Source organism: Mycobacterium sp. NTMscope_MAC_12, assembly GCF_976985675.1.
Window position 1 is genome coordinate 5,121,133 of sequence record NZ_CDRJYY010000001.1, and the last position, 22,649, is coordinate 5,143,781.

At 68.7% G+C, this 22,649-nt stretch carries 24 protein-coding genes; 8 read left to right on the forward strand and 16 right to left on the reverse strand.

Annotated features, from left to right (window positions below; translation table 11 throughout):
* Positions 1-2: 2 nt before the first annotated feature.
* The gene (locus AC0KS4_RS23770) at positions 3-893 is read right to left on the reverse strand and encodes an acyl-CoA thioesterase (protein WP_225327219.1); all 891 of its coding nucleotides are present in this window, start codon (positions 891-893) and stop codon (positions 3-5) included.
* Between the two features lie 132 nt (positions 894-1,025).
* Between AC0KS4_RS23770 and AC0KS4_RS23775 the strand changes: the two genes are divergently transcribed.
* The 4 genes from AC0KS4_RS23775 to AC0KS4_RS23790 all read left to right on the forward strand — a co-directional run bounded on the left by AC0KS4_RS23775 (position 1,026) and on the right by AC0KS4_RS23790 (position 3,807).
* Complete coding sequence (locus AC0KS4_RS23775) at positions 1,026-1,502, forward strand: SRPBCC family protein (RefSeq protein ID WP_225327220.1); 477 nt, start codon at positions 1,026-1,028, stop codon at positions 1,500-1,502.
* Between the two features lie 72 nt (positions 1,503-1,574).
* Positions 1,575-2,402, forward strand: coding sequence for an SMP-30/gluconolactonase/LRE family protein (locus tag AC0KS4_RS23780; RefSeq protein WP_225327221.1), 828 nt, complete (start codon positions 1,575-1,577; stop codon positions 2,400-2,402).
* A gap of 19 nt (positions 2,403-2,421) precedes the next feature.
* Positions 2,422-3,243 (forward strand): thioesterase family protein, encoded by an 822-nt coding sequence (locus AC0KS4_RS23785; protein ID WP_225327222.1) that lies wholly within the window; start codon positions 2,422-2,424, stop codon positions 3,241-3,243.
* 15 nt (positions 3,244-3,258) lie between these two features.
* Positions 3,259-3,807 carry a TetR/AcrR family transcriptional regulator gene (locus AC0KS4_RS23790; RefSeq protein WP_225327223.1) on the forward strand — a complete coding sequence of 183 codons (549 nt, stop codon included), beginning with the start codon at positions 3,259-3,261 and terminating at the stop codon, positions 3,805-3,807.
* A gap of 75 nt (positions 3,808-3,882) precedes the next feature.
* Here AC0KS4_RS23790 and AC0KS4_RS23795 read toward each other — a convergent pair whose 3' ends face one another.
* Genes AC0KS4_RS23795 through AC0KS4_RS23805 form a run of 3 tightly spaced genes read right to left on the reverse strand, consistent with a single transcriptional unit; the run spans position 3,883 to position 7,103 of the window.
* Positions 3,883-5,223: an FAD-binding oxidoreductase gene (locus AC0KS4_RS23795; RefSeq protein ID WP_238957136.1), complete on the reverse strand. Its 1,341-nt coding sequence runs from the start codon at positions 5,221-5,223 to the stop codon at positions 3,883-3,885.
* A gap of 22 nt (positions 5,224-5,245) precedes the next feature.
* Positions 5,246-5,986, reverse strand: coding sequence for a glucose 1-dehydrogenase (locus AC0KS4_RS23800; protein WP_238957137.1), 741 nt, complete (start codon positions 5,984-5,986; stop codon positions 5,246-5,248).
* A 16-nt stretch (positions 5,987-6,002) separates the two neighbouring features.
* Positions 6,003-7,103 (reverse strand): NAD(P)H-dependent amine dehydrogenase family protein, encoded by a 1,101-nt coding sequence (locus AC0KS4_RS23805; RefSeq protein WP_238957138.1) that lies wholly within the window; start codon positions 7,101-7,103, stop codon positions 6,003-6,005.
* A gap of 110 nt (positions 7,104-7,213) precedes the next feature.
* Here AC0KS4_RS23805 and AC0KS4_RS23810 point away from each other — a divergent pair, with 110 nt between their 5' ends.
* Complete coding sequence (locus AC0KS4_RS23810; RefSeq protein ID WP_238957139.1) at positions 7,214-8,113, forward strand: alpha/beta hydrolase; 900 nt, start codon at positions 7,214-7,216, stop codon at positions 8,111-8,113.
* Here AC0KS4_RS23810 and AC0KS4_RS23815 read toward each other — a convergent pair.
* On the reverse strand, positions 8,110-8,745 hold the full coding sequence (locus AC0KS4_RS23815) for a TetR/AcrR family transcriptional regulator (protein ID WP_008262031.1): 636 nt from the start codon (positions 8,743-8,745) through the stop codon (positions 8,110-8,112). The genes AC0KS4_RS23810 and AC0KS4_RS23815 overlap by 4 nt on opposite strands.
* Positions 8,746-8,901: 156 nt before the next feature.
* On the opposite strand from AC0KS4_RS23815, the gene AC0KS4_RS23820 reads away from it, so the two are divergent.
* The gene (locus AC0KS4_RS23820; RefSeq protein ID WP_003874194.1) at positions 8,902-9,027 is read left to right on the forward strand and encodes a hypothetical protein; all 126 of its coding nucleotides are present in this window, start codon (positions 8,902-8,904) and stop codon (positions 9,025-9,027) included.
* A 27-nt stretch (positions 9,028-9,054) separates the two neighbouring features.
* Here the strand turns inward: AC0KS4_RS23820 and AC0KS4_RS23825 are convergent, their stop codons facing one another.
* The 4 genes from AC0KS4_RS23825 to AC0KS4_RS23840 all read right to left on the reverse strand — a co-directional run bounded on the left by AC0KS4_RS23825 (position 9,055) and on the right by AC0KS4_RS23840 (position 12,623).
* The gene (locus AC0KS4_RS23825) at positions 9,055-10,479 is read right to left on the reverse strand and encodes an NAD(P)(+) transhydrogenase (Re/Si-specific) subunit beta (protein ID WP_238957140.1); all 1,425 of its coding nucleotides are present in this window, start codon (positions 10,477-10,479) and stop codon (positions 9,055-9,057) included.
* Positions 10,476-10,805 (reverse strand): NAD(P) transhydrogenase subunit alpha part 2, encoded by a 330-nt coding sequence (locus AC0KS4_RS23830; protein ID WP_225327229.1) that lies wholly within the window; start codon positions 10,803-10,805, stop codon positions 10,476-10,478. The genes AC0KS4_RS23825 and AC0KS4_RS23830 overlap by 4 nt, the downstream gene beginning before the upstream one ends.
* Positions 10,806-10,814: 9 nt before the next feature.
* Complete coding sequence (locus tag AC0KS4_RS23835) at positions 10,815-11,897, reverse strand: Re/Si-specific NAD(P)(+) transhydrogenase subunit alpha (RefSeq protein ID WP_238957141.1); 1,083 nt, start codon at positions 11,895-11,897, stop codon at positions 10,815-10,817.
* A 264-nt stretch (positions 11,898-12,161) separates the two neighbouring features.
* Positions 12,162-12,623, reverse strand: coding sequence for a nuclear transport factor 2 family protein (locus AC0KS4_RS23840; RefSeq protein WP_225327231.1), 462 nt, complete (start codon positions 12,621-12,623; stop codon positions 12,162-12,164).
* A 134-nt stretch (positions 12,624-12,757) separates the two neighbouring features.
* Between AC0KS4_RS23840 and AC0KS4_RS23845 the strand changes: the two genes are divergently transcribed.
* Complete coding sequence (locus AC0KS4_RS23845) at positions 12,758-13,978, forward strand: acyl-CoA dehydrogenase family protein (protein WP_238957416.1); 1,221 nt, start codon at positions 12,758-12,760, stop codon at positions 13,976-13,978.
* Positions 13,971-14,801 (forward strand): tyrosine-protein phosphatase, encoded by an 831-nt coding sequence (locus AC0KS4_RS23850; protein ID WP_238957142.1) that lies wholly within the window; start codon positions 13,971-13,973, stop codon positions 14,799-14,801. The genes AC0KS4_RS23845 and AC0KS4_RS23850 overlap by 8 nt, the downstream gene beginning before the upstream one ends.
* A gap of 27 nt (positions 14,802-14,828) precedes the next feature.
* Here AC0KS4_RS23850 and AC0KS4_RS23855 read toward each other — a convergent pair whose 3' ends face one another.
* The 7 genes from AC0KS4_RS23855 to AC0KS4_RS23885 all read right to left on the reverse strand — a co-directional run bounded on the left by AC0KS4_RS23855 (position 14,829) and on the right by AC0KS4_RS23885 (position 22,567).
* The gene (locus AC0KS4_RS23855) at positions 14,829-15,692 is read right to left on the reverse strand and encodes an SDR family oxidoreductase (RefSeq protein WP_225327233.1); all 864 of its coding nucleotides are present in this window, start codon (positions 15,690-15,692) and stop codon (positions 14,829-14,831) included.
* A gap of 57 nt (positions 15,693-15,749) precedes the next feature.
* Positions 15,750-17,192: an aldehyde dehydrogenase family protein gene (locus AC0KS4_RS23860; protein ID WP_238957143.1), complete on the reverse strand. Its 1,443-nt coding sequence runs from the start codon at positions 17,190-17,192 to the stop codon at positions 15,750-15,752.
* Positions 17,193-17,300: 108 nt separating this feature from the next.
* The gene (locus AC0KS4_RS23865) at positions 17,301-18,875 is read right to left on the reverse strand and encodes an LCP family protein (RefSeq protein ID WP_238957144.1); all 1,575 of its coding nucleotides are present in this window, start codon (positions 18,873-18,875) and stop codon (positions 17,301-17,303) included.
* 69 nt (positions 18,876-18,944) lie between these two features.
* Complete coding sequence (locus tag AC0KS4_RS23870; RefSeq protein ID WP_225327236.1) at positions 18,945-19,895, reverse strand: class I SAM-dependent methyltransferase; 951 nt, start codon at positions 19,893-19,895, stop codon at positions 18,945-18,947.
* A 33-nt stretch (positions 19,896-19,928) separates the two neighbouring features.
* Positions 19,929-20,870: a class I SAM-dependent methyltransferase gene (locus AC0KS4_RS23875; protein WP_238957145.1), complete on the reverse strand. Its 942-nt coding sequence runs from the start codon at positions 20,868-20,870 to the stop codon at positions 19,929-19,931.
* Between the two features lie 75 nt (positions 20,871-20,945).
* On the reverse strand, positions 20,946-21,581 hold the full coding sequence (locus AC0KS4_RS23880; protein ID WP_225327238.1) for a TetR/AcrR family transcriptional regulator: 636 nt from the start codon (positions 21,579-21,581) through the stop codon (positions 20,946-20,948).
* Positions 21,582-21,583: 2 nt separating this feature from the next.
* Positions 21,584-22,567 (reverse strand): pirin family protein, encoded by a 984-nt coding sequence (locus AC0KS4_RS23885; RefSeq protein WP_238957146.1) that lies wholly within the window; start codon positions 22,565-22,567, stop codon positions 21,584-21,586.
* Between the last annotated feature and the right edge of the window lie 82 nt (positions 22,568-22,649).

Below are 22,649 nucleotides of genomic sequence, written 5' to 3' on the forward strand. Positions count from 1 at the left end.
CGTCAGAAGCGGGCGCGGGAATCGATCGCGGTGTCGCTGGTCCGCAGCGGGCGGATCAGCGCCTCCTGGGAAAACGACGCCAGCAGCTCCCCCTCCTCGGCGTGCACGGCGCCGCGCACGTAGGACATGCCCGCGCCGACCTGGGTGCTCTCGTGGGTGTAGAGCAGCCACCCGCTCCAGCGCACCGGCTCGTGGAAGGCGACCGAGATGCTCATCGGCGCGGTCGACACGGTCAGGTGCGCCTGCGCGGTGCCGATGCCTTCGTGCGCGCGCATGGTGGTGGAGATCCCCAGGTGGCCGGTGAAGTACGCCAGCAGCGCCTTGGCCAGGTCGTCGCGCTGCGGGATGGGGTCGTAGTGCAGCCACGCGTAGAGCTCCGGCGGGCCGACCTCGTCGGGGCTGTTGACGTCGACGACGTCAACCAGGCGCAGCTCGCGGCCGACCATCGGCATCGGGGAGGGGTTGGCGTCGGCCGGCGCGGCCACGTCGGGGCGCGGCAGGTGGTGACGGATGACATCGGCGGTCGGGACGTCGGCCAGCACCGTGATGCTCAGGCAGCGCCGGCCGTTCTGGTGCACGGCGACGACGGCGGTGGCGGTGGACCGGCCCTCGGCGACGACGTCGAGGATCAGCTCGATCGGCGGGCCGACGGTCACGGCGCGGGAGAACACCGCGTGCGCCGAGCGCACCGACTTGTCCGGGAATCGTTTGGCCGCGGCGACAATCGCCTGGGCGAGCACCTGGGTGCCCTCCACCACTTGGCGTTCGTCGCCGACGGCGATGCCGGTCTCGCCGGTGAACCGATCCTGCCCGTCGGCCTGCACGTCAAACAGATCCAGCAGGCCTTGCACCGTCCACTCGGTCTGCTGAGATTCCTCGGAAGCTTTCGTCAAATCCGCTCCACCTCTCGCGCTTGCAGCTCAGGGCTCAGCGTGACACTTTGAGTAGGATTTGTAAAGCTTGGCTAACAAGACCGCGGCCCGGCGGATTGGCCCGCCAACGGAAAGCACAGGGAGGCAACGCCATTGGGCATCGTGACCACCACGTCGGAGACCGCGTTCACGCAGTCCGCCGAGACCGTGTACGACTTCGTCACCGACCCGCGGAACTGGACGAGGACCTACCCCGGCAGCGCGCACATCGGGAAATTGCCGGAGCTTCCGCTGAAGGTGGGTGACACCTGGGAGGAAGCGGGACCCGACGGCGACCGGATCTTCACCTGGCAGCTGGCCGCCGCCGTGCGGCCGAGCCTGTTCGTGTTCACCTCGATCGGCCGCCTGGGCCACGACCGCGACGGGAACGGCGGGATGGAGGGCCGGATCACCGTGTCGTACCACTTCACCCGGCCCGGCCAGGACGTCACGCTGTTCTCCCGGACCATGACGATCGAGGCGTACAAGCATGCGCCCCTGCCCGATCAGCTCTTCCTCCAGGCCAACCCGGCGAAGATCGACGCCTACCACGAGGCCGTCGCAACCGAACTCGCCCGATCGGCAGATTGACACCGGCACCCGCGGTGCGTGACACTTTTTCGGTGTTTTGTAAAGCGGAAGGTCGGCCAAAGGCATGAGCGGATGATCCCCGAGCCGCTGGCCAACGGGTTCTGCTTCGGCGAGGGGCCGCGCTGGTTCGAGGGCCTGCTGTGGTTCTCCGACATGCTAGGCGAAGCGGTCCACACCTCGACCATGGGGGGCTCGCTGACCACGCTGCCCCTGCCCGGGCACTCGCCGTCGGGCCTGGGTTTCCGTCCCGACGGCTCGCTGCTGATCGCCTCGACCGAGGACCGGCGGGTGCTGCGCTATGACGGCGAAACCGTCGTCACCATCGCCGATCTCTCCGATGTGGCGCCGGCCAGCCTCGGCGACATGGTCATCGACGACGTGGGCCGCGCCTACATCGGATGCCAGGCGCGCCACGAAGGCGTCATCATCCGCCTCGACCCCGACGACAGCGCCACCGTCGTCGCCTCGGACCTCGACTTCCCCAACGGAATGGCGATCACCCCGGACCGCAAGACGCTGATCGTCGCCGAATCGACGGGCCGGCGGCTGAGCGCGTTTTCCCTCGGTGGCCCCGACGACCCAGGAGGGCTGACCGACCGGCGGATCTTCGCCGACGGCCTGGACGGGCCACCCGACGGCATCGCGCTGGACGCCGAGGGCGGCGTGTGGGCGTCGATGACGCTGGCCCATCAGTTCGAACGCATCGTGGCCGGCGGCGACGTGACCGACCGCATCGACATGGGGGATCGCGTCGCCATCGCCTGCGCGCTCGGCGGCCCGCAGCGCCGCACCCTGTTCCTGCTGTCGAGCACCGACGCCTATCCCCAGCGCCTGGTCGGCACCCGGCTTTCGCGGCTGGACGCCGTCACGGTGCCCACTCCCGGCGCCGGCCTGCCCTGACACCCCGAAGAGGTTGACGATGACCGACGCCTACTACGAGCTGATCGACCCGGCCGACGCGCCGGGCGAGAAGTTCCGGGCGACCGACCTGGCGCGCGGCACCTGGTCGGCGGCGATCCAGCACGGCGGTCCAGTGTCGGGGCTGCTGGTGCGGGCGCTGGAACGCTGCGAGCAGCGCGACGACACCCGCCTGTCCCGGGTCGTCATCGACCTGCTGGGCGGGGTGCCGGCCGAGGGCGACCTGTGGGTCCGCTCGCAGGTGCAGCGTCCCGGCAAGCAGATCGAACTCGTCAGCGCCGAGATGCTGGCCCCGGGCCCCGACGGCGCCCCGCGGCCGGTGGCGCGCGCCAGCGGCTGGCGGTTGCAGCACCAGGACACCCAAGAACTGACGCACGCGGCGGCTCCCCCACCCCGACCGAGAGCCGAGGCCCACGACCGCAACCTCAAGGCCAAGGACTGGGACCGCAACTACGTGCACAGCCTGCAGTGGCTGTGGCTGACCGAGCCGCTGAGCGAAGGCCCCGGCGAATCGTGGATCAACCCGACCGTCGACCTGGTCAACGGCGAGTCCATGACCCAGCTGGAACGGCTGTTCGCGGTCGCCGACTGCGCCAACGGCATCGGCAGCAAGCTGGACATCACCAAGTGGACATTCCTCAACACCGATCTGGCCGTCCACGTGTTTCGTGTCCCCGACGGTGATTGGATCGGGATCAGGGCGGAAACCAGTTACGGGCCGGACGGGATCGGAACGACGATCGGCACATTGTTCGACGAACAGGGCGCGGTCGGCGCCATCCAGCAGTCGGTGCTGGTGCGCCGGCGCCCGCCTCGGGCCTAACGTGGAGGCGAAATCATGAGCCAGCCGGTCCGGACGACGACGATCGCCGACACTGACACCTCGACCCGCCAGCGAATCCTGGCAGCCACCGCCGAGGTGCTCGGCCGCAACGGCAAAACCAAGCTGAGCCTGTCCGACGTGGCCACCCAGGCGGGCGTCTCCCGCCCGACGCTGTACCGCTGGTTCGCGTCCAAAGAGGAGTTGCTGTCGGCGTTTTCGGCCTACGAGCGACAGATCTTCGAAAGCGGCCTGGTCAAGGCCACCGCGGGCCTGAAGGGCGTGGACAAGCTCGACGCCGTGCTGCGATTCATCGTCGAATACCAGCATTCGTACTCCGGCGTGCGCATGGTCGACGTCGAACCCGAGCACACCATCGCCCAGTTCTCCTGGGTCATCCCGCAGATGCGCGAGGGCCTGCAACGGCACCTACCCGGACCCAACTCCGCGGTGAAGGCGGCGACGGTGATCCGGATTGCGATCTCGCACTACATCGTGCGCAGCGACGACGCCGACCAGTTTCTGGCGCAGCTGCGCCACGCGGTCGGGATCAAGGGTTCGTCCTAGCCTCGCGAAACTGTAAGTGGCAACGCGTTTCCCGAGTGACGGCGTCGGTAACGACAGTCTCGCGGTGGTCGGCCCCTAGTCGAACAGCACCGCGGCGTTCAGATAACCGGTCGGGTCGAGCGCGGCCTTGAGGGTGCGCATCGCGGCGATGTCGGCGGGCTCGCGTGACATGGCGAGGTAGGGCCGCTTGCGGGTGCCGACGCCGTGCTCGGAGCTGACGTTGCCGCCGGACCGCGCGATGAGGTCCATCATCGGCTCGTACAGCACCCGCTCTTGCTCGCCCGGGCAACGCAACACGTTGAGGTGCAGGTTGCCCTCGCCGATGTGACCGAACAGCACCGGTAGCGCCTCGGGGGCGTGGGTATTCACCAAATCGACTGCGTGTCTTTCGAATTCGCCGATCGCCGACAGCGGCAGCGACACGTCGAACTTCAGCGGCGGCCCGTACACGCCGAGCACCTCGGCGAGTGATTCGCGCACCTGCCACAACCGTTGCTGCGCAGCAGGATCCACGCCCACCGCCGGTTCGCCGCACATGGGCACGTTCTCGAGCAGGCCGGCGAGGCGCTCGGTCTGGTCATGGTCGGCGGCCAACTCCACCAGCAGCAGCCAGTCCCCGGTGACCGGCGAACCCACGCCGCGGTGCTCGCGGGTCAGCGCGGCGGCCCGGCCGTCGATCAACTCGAGGGCCGCGATGCCGTCCACGTCGCGGAAGACGCGGCCGGCGGCCACCAGCGCGTCGAGGTCGGCGAACCCGCAGATGGCCGTCACCCGGTGCGGGGGGATGGCGTGCAGCCGCAGGTCCAGCGAGGTGATGACGCCGAGCGTGCCCTCGGCGCCCACGAACAGCGCCGGAAGGTCGTAGCCGGTGTTGTCGCGGCGCACCCGGCTATGCCGGCGCAGCAGTGAGCCGTCGGGCAGCGCGACCTGCACGCCGATGACCTGCTCGCCCATGTTGCCGTACCGGACGGTGCGCAGGCCGCCGGCGTTGGTCGACGCCATGCCGCCGACGGTCGCGGTGTCGCGGGCGGACAGGTCCACGCCGAACACCAGACGGGCTCCGGCCGCGGCCTGCTGCACGGCGGCCAGGGTGGCCCCGGCGCCGACCTCGATGCGGCTCTCGACGGCGTCGACGTCCCCGACGGCGTGCAGCCGTTCGGTGGACAACAACACGTCGTCGTGCTCGGGGACGGTGCCGGCCACCAGCGAGGTCCGGCCGCCCTGCACCGTCACATGCGCACCGGCATCGCGGCACACCCGCAGCACCTCGGCGACCTGCTCGGCCGAGCCCGGCCGCACCAGCGCGCTCGCCCGCCCGCGGTAACGGCCGGTGTGGTCGACGCTGCGCGCGGCCAGCACGTCGGGGTCGGTGACGACGTGGCTCGGCCCGACCAGGCTCGCCAGACTGCGCAGCATGCTCGCGGTTATAGCACCCGCTCTAGAAGTCCTTGTGGTTGACGTCGGTGACCAGGCCGCCGTCCATCACGTACTCGCTGCCGGTGGAGTAGGACGACTCGTCGCTGGCCAGGAACAGCACGAACGTCGCGACTTCCCGGACCTCCCCCGGGCGCCCGAGCGGAATGGTTACCATGTCGTCGGGCAGGTGCTTCGTCATCGGGGTGCGGATGAACCCCGGGTGCACGGAGTTGACCCGGATGTTGTGCGGCGCCAGCTCCAGGGCCGCCGACTTGGCCAAGCCGCGCACGCCCCACTTCGACGCGACATAGGGGTGCACCATGGGTGCCCCGCGCAGGCCCTCGATGGACGACACGTTGATGATCGAGCCGCCCCCGGCCGCGATCATCGGCTCGACGGCCACCCGCATGCCCAGGAACGTCCCGGTCAGGTTGACGTCAATCACCTTCTGCCACTTGGCAAGATCGAAGCTCTTCAGTGGGCCGAGCGCGACGGTCCCGGCGTTGTTGACCAACACGTTGAGCTTGCCGAACTCGCCGACCGCGGTGGCGACGGCGGCGTCCCACTGGTCGGGCTGGGTGACGTCGAGGTGCACGTAGCGCGCGGATTCTCCGATCTCGTCGGCCAAGGCCTTGCCCTGGTCGTCGAGGATGTCGCCGATGACAACCTTGGCGCCCTCCTCGACGAGCAGGCGCGCGTCCTCGGCGCCCATCCCACCGGCGGCGCCACTGATCAGTGCAACTTTTCCGTCAACGCGACCCACCTGGGTCTCCTTTCGATTAAGTGGTCACCAAAGTGCTTGGTGCGTAAAGGCCTTTTCCGGTGACCAGCGGTAGATCGAGCGTGGTCCGGATGCCGGGCGGCGCCGCGATCACCGCCGGGATGGCGTTGACGACGCGACCCGCCGCGCCGGCGATCGCGGCGTGGTTGTGGTCGCCCTTGCGGCTGCTCGGAATGATGTCGACCGCATACGAGGGCTCGCCGGTGATCTCGACGCGGTACGAGCCGTCGCCCGCGGCGGGCTGGGGCAGGTCGGGGCGCAGGTCCGGCCGCAGCCGGGTGACGTGCTCGATGACGACGGCGGGGTGGCCCTTGACCATGCCGCGAATCTCGAACTGCAGCACGGCCACGGTCCCCTTCGCGACGTGGCCGACCGCGATGTCGAAGTCCTCCGGCGCCGGCTCGCGCTGGTAGGACTCGGTGATCTCGTCGACCTCGATGCCCAACCCGGCCGCCAGCTGACGGATGGCGGTACCCCAGGCGATGCTGAGGATGCCCGGCTGCAGCAGCATCGGGATCTCGTCCATGGGTTTGGCGAATCCCATGTAGTCCATGACCTCGGTCCCGTTGTACGACGCGTAGTCGTGAATCTCCATGCAGCGCACCTGCTCGATGCGCTGACAGGTGCCCGCGAGCGCGAACGGGATCAGGTCGTTGGCGAATCCCGGGTCGACACCGCTGATGAAGATGCTCGAATCGCCTTGCTTGGCAGCGTCTTCCACGCGGGCGATGTACTTGTCGGGCATCACGCCCCACGGGTACTGCAGCAGGCCCGGCGAGGACCCGACGACGTTGATGCCGGCGGCCAGGATGCGCATGACGTCGGCCATCGCCTCGGGCAGCCGGGTGTCGCCCATCGCGCAGTAGACGACGCACTCGGGCTTGGCGGCGATGATGGCGTCCAGGTCATCCACGGCGGCGACACCGGTGACCACCCCTGTGTCCAGGCCGACGCCGCACAGTTCCCCGGCGTCCTTGCCCACCTTTTCCGGGGTGGAGACGCAGACCCCGGTCAGTTCGAACTGCGGGTTGGTGATCAGTTCGGCGAGGGCCAGCCCACCGACATTGCCGGTGCCGACGTGCGCGACGCGGATCGCCATGACAGTCTCCGTCCGTTGAGCGCCCAAAACGTTTCTAGACACTAGTCCATTAAATTGGGCGCGCATACCTGCGGACCGCTCCTGGACCGCGGGGGCAGAATCAATCCCTGATGACACAGCGCGAAGACATTCGGTTCCCGTCCGGCGACGACCTGATCAGCGCCTGGCTCTACCGGCCGCGAGGCGACGGGCCGGCGCCGCTGCTGGTGATGGCGCACGGCCTGGGCGCCGTGCGGAGCATGCGCCTGGACGCCTACGCCGAGCGCTTCAGCGCGGCCGGCTACGCCTGCCTGGTGTTCGACTACCGCAATTTCGGCGACAGCGGGGGCCGGCCCCGTCAGGTCCTCGACGTCGGCATGCAACTCGCCGACTGGGCCGCCGCCGTCGACTACGCCCGCACCGTCCCGGGAGTCGACCCCGACCGAATCGCGTTGTGGGGCACCTCTTTCGGCGGCGGTCACGTGATCGCCACGGCGGCGCGGCTGCCGGGCATCGCCGCGGCCGTCGCGCAGTGTCCCTTCACCGACGGCCTCGCGTCGGCGCGCACGATCTCCAACCCGTTGATCACCGCGCGCATCACCGCGCGGGCGGTGCGCGACGTGCTCGCCAGCAAGCGGGGCAGGCCACCGGTGATGGTCGCAACGGCGGGCCCGCCCGGCGAGGTCGCGTTGATGAACACGCCCGACGCGTACGCGGGCTACCTGCGGCTGGTGCCCGACGGCGTCGACTTACCCAATGAGGTCGCCGCCCGAATCGCGTTGCAGGTCTTCACCTATCGCCCGGGACGCCTGACGCCGAAGATCACCTGCCCGATCCTGTTCTGCGTCTGCGAGGCCGACTCGGTGGCTCCCGCGGCGGCAACACTGCGCCACGCGGCGAAAGCGCCCCGCGGCGAGGTCAAGCTGTATCCCGAGGGCCATTTCGCGATCTACGTCGACGACGCGTTCGAGCGTGTGGTCGCCGACCAGCTCGCGTTCCTCGACAAGCACCTGAAAGGCGCGCGGCCCTAAGGACCCAGCGGCGACGTCGTGCGGATCGCCTCGTCGCGGATCAATCCGCGCAGCAGCGCCGTGCTGAACTCCGCCGCGATCTCCTTGGCGGAGCGCCGTCCGCTGGGCCGCAGCCAGCGATAGCTGCCCAGCGTCATCCCGATGTAACCCAGCGCCAGCACGTGCGAATCGCACTGGTAGAACTCGCCGCTGGCGATCCCGCGGTCGATCAGGCCGTGCACGTGGTGGTAGACCTGCGCTTCCTTCTCGCGCACCTCGGCGACCTGCTCGCTGGTGAACCACTCGGTGATGTAGGGCTGCTCCTGGAAGTACACCGCGGCGCGCTCGGGATCGCTGGCGATGCCGGTCAGCAGCCGGACGGTGTACTGGTAGAGCGCCTCGCGCGCCGTCCAGGACGGGTCGTCGTGCACGGCGGCCAGCGTGCCCTCGGCGGCCTGGCGGTAGATGTCGAACAGGATCAGCGACTTGCTGGCGTAATAGTGATAGACGGTCGCCTTGTTCAGGCCGATCACGTCGGCCACGTCGTCCATCCGGGTGCCGTGATAGCCGCGCGCCGCGAACAGCTTGGTGGCGACGGCCAGCAGCTCTTCGCGCCGCGTTTGCCCATTGGGTGTGACGCTGTCGGTGGGCATCTGTTCTCACTATCGTCGGTACGGGCAGGCCAGGCCCGGTTCGGCCAAGAATAACTATCAATCAACTGGTTGGACAGTTTAAGCAAAAACGCCGGTGTCACGTCGACGGGCATGCGACTAGACTCCTCATCGAACGAGATTCGAGAGGTGGGACCGATGGATCCGAGCCCGGATTACGACGGAAGCGACGAGATCGAGTTCTTCATGCGGTACCTCACCTGGGGTTTGCGCGGCGTCACCGACGGCAACGGATACCCGCCGCCGGCCTACCCGCCCGTCTAGAGCACCCAGGCCGCAGGCGTCGCCGAGCTACAGCGCCTTGAGTTCCTCGGCGACCTCGGTCACCGATTTCTTCGCGTCGCCGAACAGCATGCTGGTGCCCTCGCCGTAGAACAGCGGGTTGTCGATGCCCGCGAACCCGGAGTTCATCGACCGCTTCAGCACGATCACCGACTTGGCCTTGTCGACGTTGAGGATCGGCATGCCATAGATCGGGCTGGACGCGTCGTTGCGGGCCGCCGGGTTGGTGACGTCGTTGGCGCCGATGACGATCGCGACGTCGGTGCGCGCGAACTCGTCGTTGATGTCGTCCATGTCCTTCATGGCGTCGTAGTCGACCTCGGCCTCGGCCAGCAACACGTTCATGTGCCCGGGCATCCGGCCGGCGACCGGGTGGATGGCGTACTTGACCTCCACGCCCTTGTCTTCCAGCAGGGCCGCCATGTCCTTCACCGCGTGCTGCGCCTGCGCGACGGCCAGGCCGTAGCCGGGCACCACGATCACCTGGTTGGCGTAGGCCATCTGGATCGCGGCGTCCGCGGCCGAGGTGGCCTTGACGGTCTTGTCTCCCCCACCGTCGCCGCTGGGAGCCACCCCGCCGCCGCCGAAGCCGCCGGCGACGATCGCGGGGATCGAGCGGTTCATGGCCTTGGCCATCAAGTTGGTCAGGATCGAGCCGGAGGCGCCGACGATCATGCCCGCGACGATCATCGCGGTGTTGTTCAGCGCCAAACCGGCGGCCGCGGCCGACAGCCCCGTCATCGCGTTGAGCAGCGAGATGACCACCGGCATGTCGGCACCGCCGATGGGCAGCACCACCATCAGGCCGAGCACGCCCGCCGCGGCGAGCAGCCCGATCATCCACCACAGCGATGCTCCGCCGGTGCCGGGATGGGCGTGCACGCCGATCACGACCGCGGCGACGACCGCGGCGACCAGCAGCAGCAGGTTGACGGGCTGCTGCGCGCGGCCGAAACCGATCGGTGAGCCCGAGATGATCTCCTGCAGCTTGCCGAACGCGATGATCGATCCCCAGAACGAGATCGAGCCGATGATCGCGGCGAACAACGACGCCACCACGATGTGCACGGTCGGCGACTCACCGTGCTGGAAAGCCGAAAACCCGGTCGTCTCAATGAATTCCGAGAGCGCGATCAGCGCGACGGTGCCACCGCCGACGCCGTTGAAGAACGCCACCAGCTGCGGCATCGCCGTCATCTTGGTGTAGCGCGCCGGCGGAACACCGAGCACCACGCCCACCACCAGACCGGCGATGATCAGCACCCATTGGTCGGTGTGACGGATCTTGACCAGGGTCGCCGCCACCGCGATCGCCATACCCACCGCGGCGATCAGGTTGCCCCGCACCGCCGTCTTGGGCCCGGTCAGGCCCATCAGGCCGTAGATGAAGAGGGCGAAAGAAATGATGTACAGGCCGATTACCACGTAGTTCATTTGGCGGCCGGCTCCTCAGTCGCGGCGGGTACCGGTTTCTTCTTGCCCTTGAACATGCCCAGCATCCGGTCGGTGACGATGAACCCGCCGATGACGTTCAGGGTGCCGAACACGACGGCGACGAACAGGATGATCTGCACCGCCAGCGACGGGTGCTCGACCGAACCGAACACCACCAGCGCGCCCAGCACCACGATGCCGTGAATGGCGTTGGTGCCCGACATCAGCGGCGTGTGCAGCGTGTTGGGCACCTTGGAGATGACCGCGAACCCGACGAACCCGGACAGCACCAGGATCGCCACGTTGGCCAACAGTTCGTCGTACATGTAGTCCTCTCAGTCCCGCGTCACACAGGAGTCCGCGATGACCTCGTCGTCGAAGTCCGGCGCCAGCTTTCCGTCGGTGAGCAGCAAGTCCAGCAGCGCGGTGATGTTCTTGCTGTAGAGCTCGGAGGCGTGCTCGGGCATCGTCGCCGGCAGGTTCAGCGGCGAGGCGATCGTGACGTCGTGCTTGACGACCGTCTTGCCGGGTTCGGTGAGCTCGCAGTTGCCGCCGGTCTCGCCGGCCAGGTCCACCACGACGCTGCCGGGCTTCATCGCCTCCACGGCCGCGGCGGTCACCAGGCGCGGCGCCGGCCGGCCCGGGACCAGCGCCGTGGTGATCACGACGTCGAAACCGCTGATGGCCTTCTCCAAGGCCTGCTGCTGTTGCGCGCGCTCGTCGTCGGTGAGCTCGCGGGCGTATCCGCCCTCGCCGGCCGCGTCGATCCCGATGTCGAGCCATTGCGCGCCCACCGAGCGCACCTGGTCGGCCACCTCGGGCCGCACGTCGTAGCCGGTGGTGCGCGCGCCGAGCCGCTTGGCCGTCGCCAGTGCCTGCAGCCCGGCCACGCCGACGCCGAGCACCAGCACGGTGGCAGGCTTCACCGTCCCGGCCGCCGTCGTCAGCATCGGGAAGAACCGGGTCGACTCCGAGGCCGCCAGCAGCACGGCCTTGTAGCCGGCCACGTTGCCCTGCGACGACAGCGCGTCCATCGCCTGCGCCCGCGAGATCCGCGGGATGGCCTCCAGCGCGAACGCCTGCACACCGGCCGCCTTCAGCGCCCCGATCGAGTTCTCGGCGTTGCGCGGCGCGAGGAAGCCGATCAGCGTTTGCCCGCTGCGCAGCTTGCCGACCTCGTCCGCGGTCGGCGGCGCGACCTTGACCACGACATCGGCGGCCCACGCGTCCCCGATGGTGGCGCCGGCCTCGGTGTAGAGCGCGTCGGGAAGTAGCGCGCGTTCGCCCGCGCCGGACTCGACGACGACCGCGACGCCGCTGCCCACCAGCGACGCCACCGCCTTGGGCACCAGCGCGACCCGCCGCTCGTCGGCCCCGGACTCGGAGACCACTCCTACCGTCGTCTGCGCATTTGTCATGGCGCGTACATCTACTTCCCGTACTTTTCTGTACTGTCCGTACTGTTCCTGCCGATGGGCGTGGCGCTGGCTCGGCCGCGCGCTTCGCTACCTTAACCAGGTTTCACCGTGGATGGGTGATCGGCTCTGGGCCACCCGACGCGGGATACCCCGCCCGCGGGCGATCGACTCCCGGTCGATGGTTCGCCGTCCCACCGCGATGCAGTAGCGGTCACACCGTTGTGACGCCACAAGGGGTCGTTGTTGCCCCGCCCGTCGCAACGGCTACCAGAGCGGGATGTCGTGGCCGCGTTCGGAGGACGGGCGGGGCCCGAAGTAGCGCCGCTGCGACTCGTCGATCGCCACGTCGTTGATGCTGGCTTCGCGGCGGGCCATCAGTCCCGTCTCGGTGAACTCCCACAGCTCGTTGCCGTAGCTGCGATACCACTGGCCGGCGTCGTCGTGGCATTCGTATTGGAAGCGCACCGCGATGCGGTTGCCGTGGAAGTCCCAAAGGACCTTGCGCAGCGCGTAATCGAGTTCGCGCTGCCACTTGCGGGTCAAGAACGCGACGATCTCGTCGCGACCCACGATGTGTTCGCCGCGGTTTCGCCACCGCGAATCGACCGTGTAGGCCAGGCTGACGCCCTGCGGGTCGCGGGTGTTCCAGGCATCCTCGGCCGCCTGCACCTTCGCGATCGCGGTCTCCCGCGTGAACGGCGGGAACGGGGGACGGGATTCGGTCACGGCCCTATCCTGCACGACCCTATCCTGCGCGAGCAGCCACAGAATCGCACTAATCCGCACTGCAGCATGCGATTTTGCGTCTGCTCGCGCTGTCCAATAGCACGTGACCTATCGTGACGGGCATGGACTTCGCGATGTCGGCCAAGGCCAGCGACTACCACAAGCGGCTGACCGATTTCATGACCGAGTATGTGTTCCCGGCCGAGGCCGACTACGACAAGTACCGTCACGAAGCCGGCCCGGGCGACCACACCGTTCCGCCCGTCATCGAGGAACTCAAGATCAAGGCCAAGCAACAGGGCCTGTGGAACCTGTTCCTGCCGGCCGAGTCGGGCCTGACCAACCTCGAATACGCGCCGCTGGCCGAGATCACCGGCTGGAGCCTGGAGATCGCCCCCGAGGCGCTCAACTGCGCAGCGCCCGACACCGGCAACATGGAGACGCTGCACCTGTTCGCCACCGAGGAACAGCGCAAGCGGTGGCTCGAGCCGTTGCTGGCCGGCGAGATCCGCAGCGCCTTTTCCATGACCGAGCCAGCGGTCGCCAGCAGCGACGCCCGCAACATCGAGACCTCGATCGTGCGCGACGGCGGCGACTACGTGATCAACGGCCGCAAGTGGTGGACGTCGGGCGCGGCCGACCCGCGCTGCAAGATCCTGATCGTCATGGGCCGCACCAACCCCGAAGCGGCCAGCCACCAGCAGCAGTCGATGGTGCTGGTGCCGATGGACACGCCGGGCGTGACGGTGGTGCGCTCCACCCCGGTCTTCGGCTGGCAGGACCAGCACGGCCACTGCGAGATCACTTACGACAACGTGCGTGTGCCCGTCACCAATCTGCTCGGCGAAGAGGGCGGCGGCTTCGCGATCGCCCAGGCCCGGCTGGGACCGGGCCGCATCCACCACTGCATGCGTGCGCTCGGCGGCGCCGAGCGCGCCCTGGCCCTGATGTCCGATCGGGCCCAAAAGCGTGTGGCGTTCGGCCGCCCGCTCGCCGAGCAGGGCGTGGTTCGGGAGTCAATTGCGAAGTCCCGCAACGAAATCGATCAGGCACGGCTGCTGTGCGAGAAGGCGGCGTGGACCATCGACCAGCACGGCAACAAGGCCGCGCATCTGCTGGTCTCGCAGATCAAGGCGGTGGCGCCGCAGGTGGCCTGCGATGTCATCGACCGCGCCATCCAGGTGCACGGGGCGGCCGGTGTCAGCGACGACACCGTGCTGGCCCGCCTGTACGGCTGGCACCGCGCCATGCGGATCTTCGACGGCCCGGACGAGGTGCACATGCGGACCATCGCGCGCGCCGAGCTCGGCCGGGAGAAGTCGGCGCTCGCCGCGGCGGTCACCGCGCATGACTGAGGCGCTGCGAGAACTGTCGGGCGCGTGGAACTTTCGTGACGTCGCCGACGGGGCGTCCGCGCTGCGCCCCGGGCGGCTGTTCCGCTCCGGCGAACTGAGCGGGCTCGACGACGACGGCCGCGCGACGCTGAGCCGGCTGGGCATCACCGACGTCGCCGACCTGCGGGCGGCCCGCGAGGTCGCCCGGCGCGGGCCGGGGCTGGTTCCCGACGGCGTCGAGGTGCACCTGTTGCCCTTCCCCGATCTCGGCGAGCAGGACGCCGGGACCGACGATGCGGCGCCGCACGAACACGCCTTCCAGCGGCTGCTCACCGGCGAGGGCGCCGAGGAATCGGAGCAGTCGATCAACGACGCCGCCACCCGCTACATGATTGACGAATACCGGCAATTCCCCACGCGCAACGGCGCGCAGCGGGCGCTGCACCGCGTCATCACGCTGCTGGCCGCCGGGCATTCGGTGCTGACGCACTGCTTCGCCGGCAAGGACCGCACCGGCTTCGTGGTGGCGACGGTGCTCGAGGCGATCGGCATCGACCGCGACACCATCCTGGCCGACTTCCTGCGCAGCAACGACGCGGCGCCCGCGCTGCGGGCGCAGATCTCGGCGATGATCGCGCAGCGCCAGGACACCGAGCTGACCCCGGAGGTGGTGACCTGGACCGAGGCCCGGCTGTCCGACGGCGTGCTCGGGGTCCGGGAGGTCTACCTGGCCGCCGCGCGCCAAACCATCGACGAGGAATTCGGGTCGCTGGACGCCTATTTGCGCGCCGCGAGCGTCAGCGAGTCAGACGTGGAGCGCCTGCGCGAAGCGCTGCTCGCCTGACCCGCCGACCACTCGGGGACGCCGGACTCAGCCCAGCTTGAAGCTGGCCTGCTGGGCGGCGGACAGGTCGGTGATCTGGCCCCACTTGGCGGCGATGTCCTCGACCGACGGCACGCTGTCGAAGGTGATGCCGTCGTTCTGGAACAGCGCGGTGCGCTGGACCTTGCCGCCGCCGACGATGAACACCGAGTCGGTGTCGGTCAGCTCCTCGGTCATCAAGTAGGCCACCACCGGGGCGACGTACTCCGGGGTGAGCTTCTCGAAGACCTCCGGCGGCAGGATGTCCTGCGTCATCCGGGTAGCGGCGATCGGCGCGACCGCGTTGGTCTTGATGTTGTACTTGGCGCCCTCCTGGGCCAGCGTGTTGATCAGGCCGACCAGCCCGAGCTTCGCCGCGCCGTAGTTGGCCTGGCCGAAGTTTCCGAACAGCCCGCTGGTGGAGGTGGCGACGACGACCCGGCCGAAGCTCTGCTCGCGGAAGTGCGGCCACGCGGCGCGGATGATGTTGTACCCGCCGTAGAGGTGCACCTTGAGCACGGCGTCCCAGTTTTCGAAGGACATCTTGTGGAACGTGCCGTCGCGCAGAATGCCCGCGTTGCTGACCACGCCGTCGACCTTGCCGAATTCGTCGAGCGCGGTCTTGACCATGTTCTCGGCGCCCTCGGATTCGGCGACGCTGTCGTAGTTGGCGACCGCCCGGCCGCCGGCGTCCTTGATCTCCTTGACCACCTCGTCGGCCATGTTGTGGCCGGCGCCGGTGCCGTCGCGGGCGCCGCCGAGATCGTTGACCACGACGCTGGCGCCCTCCTTGGCGAGGGTCAGGGCGTACTCACGGCCCAGTCCCCCACCGGCTCCGGTGACGATGACGACGCGATCCTGCACTCCGGGCATAAGGTTCCTCTCTGCTGTGAAAAACTCTGTCTGGCAACTGGTTCGGCGAACGCCGGGTCAGAACATCCGGCGGGCCATCTTGAAGGCCCGCTCGGTGTATGGAGGGTAGATGAAGCTCGACAGGTCGGGGCGGGTGGGCTTGGTCAAGACCGCCTTGCGGTGGCTGAACTCGTCGAAGCCCCACTTGCCGTGGTAGGCGCCCATGCCCGATGCGCCGACCCCACCGAAGGGCAGCTTGGCCGTCGACACCTGGAAGGCGACGTGGTTGACCAGCATGCCGCCGGCCGGCACCTCCTTGATCACCCGCTCGCGGGTCTCGCGCCGTTTGGTGAACAGGTACGCCGACAGCGGCTTGGGTCGTGAGTTCACGAAATGTATTGCCTCGTCCAGGTTTTGGACGGTGATCACGGGTAGCACCGGGCCGAAGATCTCGTTCTGCATCAGCGGACCGTCCGGGTCGGGGTCGACCACCACGGCGGGCTGGATGCGCAGCTTCGACGCGTCGCAGGCCCCGCCGACGGTGACCGTGCCGTCGGATCCGGAAAGGTAGCCGCTGATCCGGTCGAACTGCCGCTGGTTGATCACCCGCATGCCGTCCGGCTTGTCGGCGGTGAACTTCGTGATGGCGGCGCCGATCTTGTTCACCAGTTCGTCGCGAATCGCGGCGTCGGCCAACACGTAATCCGGTGCGACGCAGGTCTGTCCGGCGTTGAGCAGCTTCATCCAGGCGATCCGCTTGGCCGCCACGTCCACGTCGGCGTCGGCCGCGACGATCACCGGGCTCTTGCCACCGAGTTCGAGGGTGCAGGGGGTCAGGTGCGGCGCCGCGCCCTCGTAGACCTTGCGGCCGATCTCGGTGCCGCCGGTGAACATCACCCGGTCCAGGCCCTGGGCGATGAGCTCCTGGCTCGTGGCGCCGTCACCCTCGATCACGGCGATGGCGTCGTTGTCGAGGTACTTGGGCACCAGCTCGGCCATCACGCGCGAGGACGCGGCCGCGATCTCGGACGGCTTGAGGATGACGGTGTTCCCGGCGGCGATCGCTCCGACGGCGGGACCCAGCGTGAGGTAGAAGGGGTAGTTCCAGGCGCCGATGATCAGCACGGTGCCGTAGGGCTCGTATTCCACCCAGCCGCGGCCGGGCAGCTGCGGCAGTTCCAGCAGTTGATACTTGCGCCGCGTCCACTTGCGCACCCGCTTGGCCGCGTACTTGGCCTCGCCGGCGGTGGTGGCGATGTCGGCGATGTAGGCCTCAAAGGGGCTGCGGTCCAGGTCTTCGGCGAGCGCGCCGGCCAGCGCGGCCTCGTTCTCCTCCATCAGCTTCACCAATTGCAGCAACTGCGTCTTGCGCCAGTCGATGTCGCGGGTGCGTCCGGTGGCGAAGGTCTGGCGGAGCCGGGCGACCGTGGCGGCGATGTCGGCCGTGGCGGTCCCGTTCGTGGAGTCCTTGGAGAGCGTCTTGGATGGTGATGTCTGCGATGCAACCGATTCGGTGGTCATCGTTGTCCTTCCCGAGCAGAGTCCCGCCGCGTGGCGGCCGCTCATCGGTGATAACCGCGATACTAACCATCCGGTTGGGAGAGCAGTAGAAAGGATCGGGCGCGCGGGTTACTTGACGCAGGGCACGCTCGAGGCCGTCATCTGGCTGAGGTCGGTCGGCGCCGGGGCGCGGTCGCCGCTGCCGGTGGCGGCGACGGCACTCACCTGCCCGGACGCCGGCGCGTCGCCGGCCGCGCCGGGATGCGCCCCGGAATGGGAGAGGTAGTCCGCCGCGGGAAACCTCGTCCCCACGGTCAGCTGGACGGTGCCTGCGGCCACGGAGCTCTCCGCGGCCGCCGGCACGTGCAGTTCCTCGGCCAGCAGCCGCGCGCCCGCGTCGGCCCCGGCGCCGTATTCGATCGTGCTGTCATCGGCCGGGGCGGCGGCGGTCGTGGCGCTGCCCCGGGTGAAGCCGCGGCCGGCGAAGGCCTCCTCGAGGGCGGCCGCGAGTCCGTCGCGTGAGGCGGCGTTGACGACGTCGAGGATGACGGGTTCGGCCAACGCGGCCGGCGGCTGGCCGGTCGGCGACGCGGCGTCGAGCGCGGCGGGCGCGTCCGACATGAAGCGCTCGTTGACGATGCGCCGGATGGCCGCAAGGTCGACGAGGTTGATGTCGGAGCCGTTCGCGTCCGTGCCGAAGCCGGAGATCGGCAGGGTGTACAGCGACAGCGGCCGCCCGCTCAGCCGCGAGGCCCGCGAGGCGAACTGCACGAGGTCGAGCCCGGCGTCGACGGCGACGTTGTCCCGGGCGACCTCGAGCATTTTGCGCAGCCCGCTCACGCTGGACAGTGCGCCCCCGCTGCGGGCCGCCTCGACCAACGACACCAGGAACGCCTGCTGGCGCCGCGTCCGGTCGAAATCGGTGAACGAGCCGTCGTTTTCGTCGCGCCGCTGCCGCACGAAGGCCATGGCCTCCGCCGCATCGATGCGCTGCACGCCCTGGTGGAAGTCCGCACCCGAATAGCCGTCACGCGTATCGCCGTTGAGGCACACCGTGATCGGCTCCACGGCCTTGGCGATCTGGTAGAAGGCGCCCAGCGTGACCTCGACGAAGTGGTCGACCGAGATGCCCAGGAAGTCGCTGACGGCGCCGATTTCGGCCTTGCGGCCGGCCTCGCGGGCGGTCTGCTCGCGGGCCGCCAGATCGGTCGACCCCGCGCCGGTGTTCCCGGCGGCCTGCGCGTTCAACGACTGCTGATAGGCCAGCCCGTAGGCCTGCTTGATCTTGCCCGTGCAGACCGAGCCCGGGCAGCCCGGCAGCTCGGCGTAGTCGTCGCGGGGAATCGACACCGCGGTGACCGGCCCGTCCCGGTCCGAAATGTGCACGACGATAAGGACATTGGCGTTATAGCCGCCCGAGCTTTCGTCGCCGGCGTGCAGCGCGTCGTAGATCTCCTGCGGCAGCGGCCGGCCGTTCTGGTCGAGCCGGCTGTCCAGGCCCATCAGCAGGATGTTCTGGTTGTCGCCGAGTGAGGCCGCCCCATTCGGCAGCGCGTGGGAGATGATGATCCTGCCCAGGGCGGTGTGGTAGCCCGTCCAGCCGATGCCGGTGATGGCCATGACGAACGCCGAAGCGATGCCGGCGACGAGCCGGCCCTTCAACACCACCCAGCGGGGTGATCGCTGCGCCGCGCCGCCGCCCATAATGAGTCATCATTGTCCCCGATGACCTGGCGAAATCCGGGTAACCAGGGCCGCGAACGCGGCGGGTCATTACAGGCGCTCGGCGATCACGAAGTCGGAGAAGGCGTCCTTGTCGTCGTCGAGCTCGGGGCTTTGCACCCCGCGGTTCAGGCGATGCATCTCGTCGATCGAGTTCTGCGCCGTCGCGCGCCAGCCGTGGGCGTTGAGCCAGTCGGCGAGGTTCGCGCGGTGCTCGTCGCGGTACATCAGCTCGCCGACGTCGACGGTCTCCTCCAGGCCGAGCTCGTCGGCCACCTTCTTGAAGCGTTCCCGCATCTGCTGGCGCCGCTCCTCGGCGTGCATCGGTGCGGTTTCGGCGGAGACCCGGCTGCCCGCCGGACTGAGCTCGCCGATCTGCGTGAACAACTTGTCCTGCGCCTCGGCGGGCAGGTACATCAGCAAGCCCTCGGCCAGCCAGGCGGTCGGCCGCGACGGGTCGAAACCCGCGGCGCGCAGCGCGGCCGGCCAGTCCTCCCGCAGGTCGATCGCCACCTCGCGGCGATCGGCGGAAGGCGTGGCGCCGCTTTCGGCCAGGGTGGTGGTTTTGTAGTCCAGCACCTGGGGCTGGTCGATCTCGTAGACCGTGGTGCCGGCCGGCCAGTCGAGGCGGTACGCCCGCGAGTCCAGCCCGGACGCGAGGATCACCACCTGCCGGATCCCGGTGCCAGAGGCTTTAGTGGCGTCGGCGAAGTACTCGTCGAAGAAGTGGGTCCGCACCGCCTGGTAGCCGCGCATGTGTTGGATCCGGGCGGCGGATTCTTCATCGATGGCTTCGATCTTGGCCACGACTTCCGGGTCGAGCATGGCTTCCCACAGGACCTCGGCACCGGCGTTGTTGACGAGCAGCCGGGCGTAGGGGTCGCGGATCAGCGCGTCGGGCTGCTCGGTCTCGATGGCCCGGGCGGCGGCCACCATGACCGCGGTGGTGCCGACGCTGCTCTTGATGTCCCAGGTGTCGTCGTGGGTGCGCAGTGAGCTCATGCATTAACTCCTTGGGTCTTGGGCAGGCGAAGGTCAGGAGGTGGTCCCGCCGAGACGCGCCCGCAGCAACGTGCTGCGCACCGCCTCGTCGGAAAGGTCGTCGGGTACCGCGCGGCCGAGTCGGGCCATCTCGTCGCGGTTGTCCACGGCGTGCACGTGCCAGCCGTGGTCGGTCAGCCACGCGGCCGCATCCGAGCGGTCCGGCTCGTGGTAGGTCAGCGCCTGGACGTTGACGTCGAGGCCGAGCCGCTCACGCATCCGCAACCAGCGCTGCGAGTTGCTCCGCGAGTTGATGCCGAACACCTCGATCGCGACCTGGCTGCCGGGCGCGCTGAGCGCGGTGAACATCTCGAACAGCCGGTCCTGGGCGTCGCTCGGCAGGTACGGCAGCAGCCCCTCGGCCAGCCAGGCGGTCGGTTGCGTGCGGTCGAATCCGGCGGCGGTCAGGGCCGCGGGCCAGTCGTCACGCAGATCCACCGCGACGGGATGGCGGATGGCGGTGGGCACGGCGCCGTGCTCCCGCAGGATTCCGGTTTTGTACTCCAGCACCTTGGGCTGGTCGATCTCGTAGACCGTGGTGCCGGTGGGCCAGTTCAGCCGGTAGGCCCTCGAGTCCAGCCCGGCGGCCAGGATCACCGACTGCCGGATTCCGGAACGCACCGCGCCGTCGAAGTACTCGTCGAAGAAGTGGGTGCGCACGGCCTGGTAGTCGATGCCGGTTCGATGCGCGCGCCGCCCGTGCTGATCGTCGTCGAGCCAGGACAGCTCCGGGTCTGCCAGCCGCGCCCACGCCGGCCCGGCCGACGACACCAGCAGGCGGGCGAACTCGTCACGAATCAGCGGATCGGGCCCGGCGGTCTCCGCCGCGCGCGACGCGGCGACGCCCAGGGCGGTGGCGCCGACGAGTTCGGTGATGGACCAGCTGTCGCCGGCAGACCGCACCGAGGGCGGCATCGAGGCATCCAGATCAGTCATATCCTGACCATGGTACCGGGATAAGTTAGTTAGCCTATACGCTTTGTGCGCAACTTCACTGCGCCTCGAAGCGCGTTAGTCCTCGCGCCTCTGGAACGCGCCTTCCAGCAGTCGGCGCATCACCCCGGTGAGCGCGAGCAGGGTGTCCGGGCTCTCGACGTAGCCCGCGTACACCCCCACCCCGCACACCAGCACGAGCAGGGCCTCGGCCAGCACCTTCGCCTCGACATCGGCGACGATTTCACCACGCTCGATCGCGTCATTGATGACGCGCAGCAGGAATTCGCGACTGATTCGTACTGAATCGTTATCGGTTCCCGTCAAATCCGGGTGCCGTTGCGATTCGAGCACACCGCTGATTAGAAACGCGGATCCGGCCGGGTTCTTCCAATTGGCTCTGGTCGCTTCGGAGATGAATGCCGTCAACTGCGCCACCAGCGTGGTCTCACGTTCGGCCTTTTTGATGCCGGCCCCGATGACGAATTCGTTCGTTTCGTTAAGTACTTCCCGATACAACGCCCGCTTGCTCGAAAAGTAATGGTTGATCGCCGGGCGGGTGAGGTCGGCGCGCGCCGCGATGGCCTGGAACGTCGCGCCGTCGTAGCCGCGTTCGCTGAACACCAAACGAGCAGCTTGGATGATTCGCTGCCGGGTCTCGTCCGCCTTCGCTGCAGGCGGACGGCCCGGCCTGCGATTCCCCCGTGGAAGCATTGCTAGAGTGTGCCACCGCCATGGTGAGGCATTAGCGCATTTGGCGGAATAGTGCCAAATTTTCCGGCCTGGTAGTCCTCGAGCGCCTCGATCAATTCCGCGCGGGTGTTCATCACGAAAGGCCCGTAGTGGAATACCGGCTCGCGAATGGGCCGACCGCCCAGAACCAGCACATCAATTGCGGTTGCGTCGGCCGAATCCCGGACTCGCTGCGCGCCCACGGTGATCCGATCGCCGGGCCCCAGGACCGCCAACTGCCCCTGGTGGATCGGGTGGGCGACCGGGCCGACGTAGCCGCTGCCCGACAACACGTACACGAGCGCGTTGAAGTCGCGCCGCCACGGGATGTTGAGCCGGGCCCCGTTCTCGACGGTCGCGTGCGCGAGCGTGATCGGCGTGTGCGTGACGCCGGGGCCGCGGTGGCCGTCGATCTCGCCGGCGATGATGCGGATCAGGGCTCCGCCGTCGTCGGACGCGAGCAATGCGGCGTCAACACCCTCGATCGCCTGGTAGCGCGGCGGCGCGAACTTGTCTTTCTTCGGCAGGTTCACCCACAGCTGGACGCCGTGAAAGAGGCCCCCGCTGTCGACGAGTTCGGCCGGCGGCGTCTCGATGTGCAGGATGCCCGAACCGGCGGTCATCCACTGCGTCGCCCCGTCGGTGATCAGGCCGCCGCCCCCGTGGGAGTCCTGGTGGGCGAATTTCCCGTCGAGCATGTAGGTCACGGTTTCGAAGCCGCGGTGGGGATGCCAGTCGGTGCCCCTGGGTTCGCCCGGCTGGTAGTTGACCTCACCCAGCTGGTCCATGTGCACGAAGGGATCCAGGGCGGCGCTGCCGACCCCGGCGAATGCCCGGACGACCGGGAACCCCTCGCCCTCATACCCGCGCGGCCCGGTGGTGATCGATCGCACCGGCCGCTCGGTATCGGCGGGACCGGGCGCGTGGACCCGCGGCACTGTCAGCGTGTTGGCCATAACTGCAGGCATCTGACCTCCTCTTATCGTGGATACCCGGTATAACCGGACTGTGGTCCACTTATTCCCGAGGCGGTCGGCACCGCGCCCCCGC

Coding starts and splice junctions, on each gene's coding strand:
- AC0KS4_RS23880 (WP_225327238.1), bottom strand. CDS start 21,581: ATGCTTCCACGGGGGAATCGCAGGCCGGGCCGTCCGCCTGCAGCGAAG.
- AC0KS4_RS23875 (WP_238957145.1), bottom strand. CDS start 20,870: ATGACTGATCTGGATGCCTCGATGCCGCCCTCGGTGCGGTCTGCCGGC.
- AC0KS4_RS23885 (WP_238957146.1), bottom strand. CDS start 22,567: ATGCCTGCAGTTATGGCCAACACGCTGACAGTGCCGCGGGTCCACGCG.
- AC0KS4_RS23805 (WP_238957138.1), bottom strand. CDS start 7,103: ATGGCGATCCGCGTCGCGCACGTCGGCACCGGCAATGTCGGTGGGCTG.
- AC0KS4_RS23870 (WP_225327236.1), bottom strand. CDS start 19,895: ATGAGCTCACTGCGCACCCACGACGACACCTGGGACATCAAGAGCAGC.
- AC0KS4_RS23780 (WP_225327221.1), top strand. CDS start 1,575: ATGATCCCCGAGCCGCTGGCCAACGGGTTCTGCTTCGGCGAGGGGCCG.
- AC0KS4_RS23785 (WP_225327222.1), top strand. CDS start 2,422: ATGACCGACGCCTACTACGAGCTGATCGACCCGGCCGACGCGCCGGGC.
- AC0KS4_RS23810 (WP_238957139.1), top strand. CDS start 7,214: ATGACACAGCGCGAAGACATTCGGTTCCCGTCCGGCGACGACCTGATC.
- AC0KS4_RS23845 (WP_238957416.1), top strand. CDS start 12,758: ATGTCGGCCAAGGCCAGCGACTACCACAAGCGGCTGACCGATTTCATG.
- AC0KS4_RS23820 (WP_003874194.1), top strand. CDS start 8,902: ATGGATCCGAGCCCGGATTACGACGGAAGCGACGAGATCGAGTTCTTC.
- AC0KS4_RS23850 (WP_238957142.1), top strand. CDS start 13,971: ATGACTGAGGCGCTGCGAGAACTGTCGGGCGCGTGGAACTTTCGTGAC.
- AC0KS4_RS23855 (WP_225327233.1), bottom strand. CDS start 15,692: ATGCCCGGAGTGCAGGATCGCGTCGTCATCGTCACCGGAGCCGGTGGG.
- AC0KS4_RS23790 (WP_225327223.1), top strand. CDS start 3,259: ATGAGCCAGCCGGTCCGGACGACGACGATCGCCGACACTGACACCTCG.
- AC0KS4_RS23815 (WP_008262031.1), bottom strand. CDS start 8,745: ATGCCCACCGACAGCGTCACACCCAATGGGCAAACGCGGCGCGAAGAG.
- AC0KS4_RS23835 (WP_238957141.1), bottom strand. CDS start 11,897: ATGACAAATGCGCAGACGACGGTAGGAGTGGTCTCCGAGTCCGGGGCC.
- AC0KS4_RS23825 (WP_238957140.1), bottom strand. CDS start 10,479: ATGAACTACGTGGTAATCGGCCTGTACATCATTTCTTTCGCCCTCTTC.
- AC0KS4_RS23795 (WP_238957136.1), bottom strand. CDS start 5,223: ATGCTGCGCAGTCTGGCGAGCCTGGTCGGGCCGAGCCACGTCGTCACC.
- AC0KS4_RS23830 (WP_225327229.1), bottom strand. CDS start 10,805: ATGTACGACGAACTGTTGGCCAACGTGGCGATCCTGGTGCTGTCCGGG.
- AC0KS4_RS23865 (WP_238957144.1), bottom strand. CDS start 18,875: ATGGGCGGCGGCGCGGCGCAGCGATCACCCCGCTGGGTGGTGTTGAAG.
- AC0KS4_RS23860 (WP_238957143.1), bottom strand. CDS start 17,192: ATGACCACCGAATCGGTTGCATCGCAGACATCACCATCCAAGACGCTC.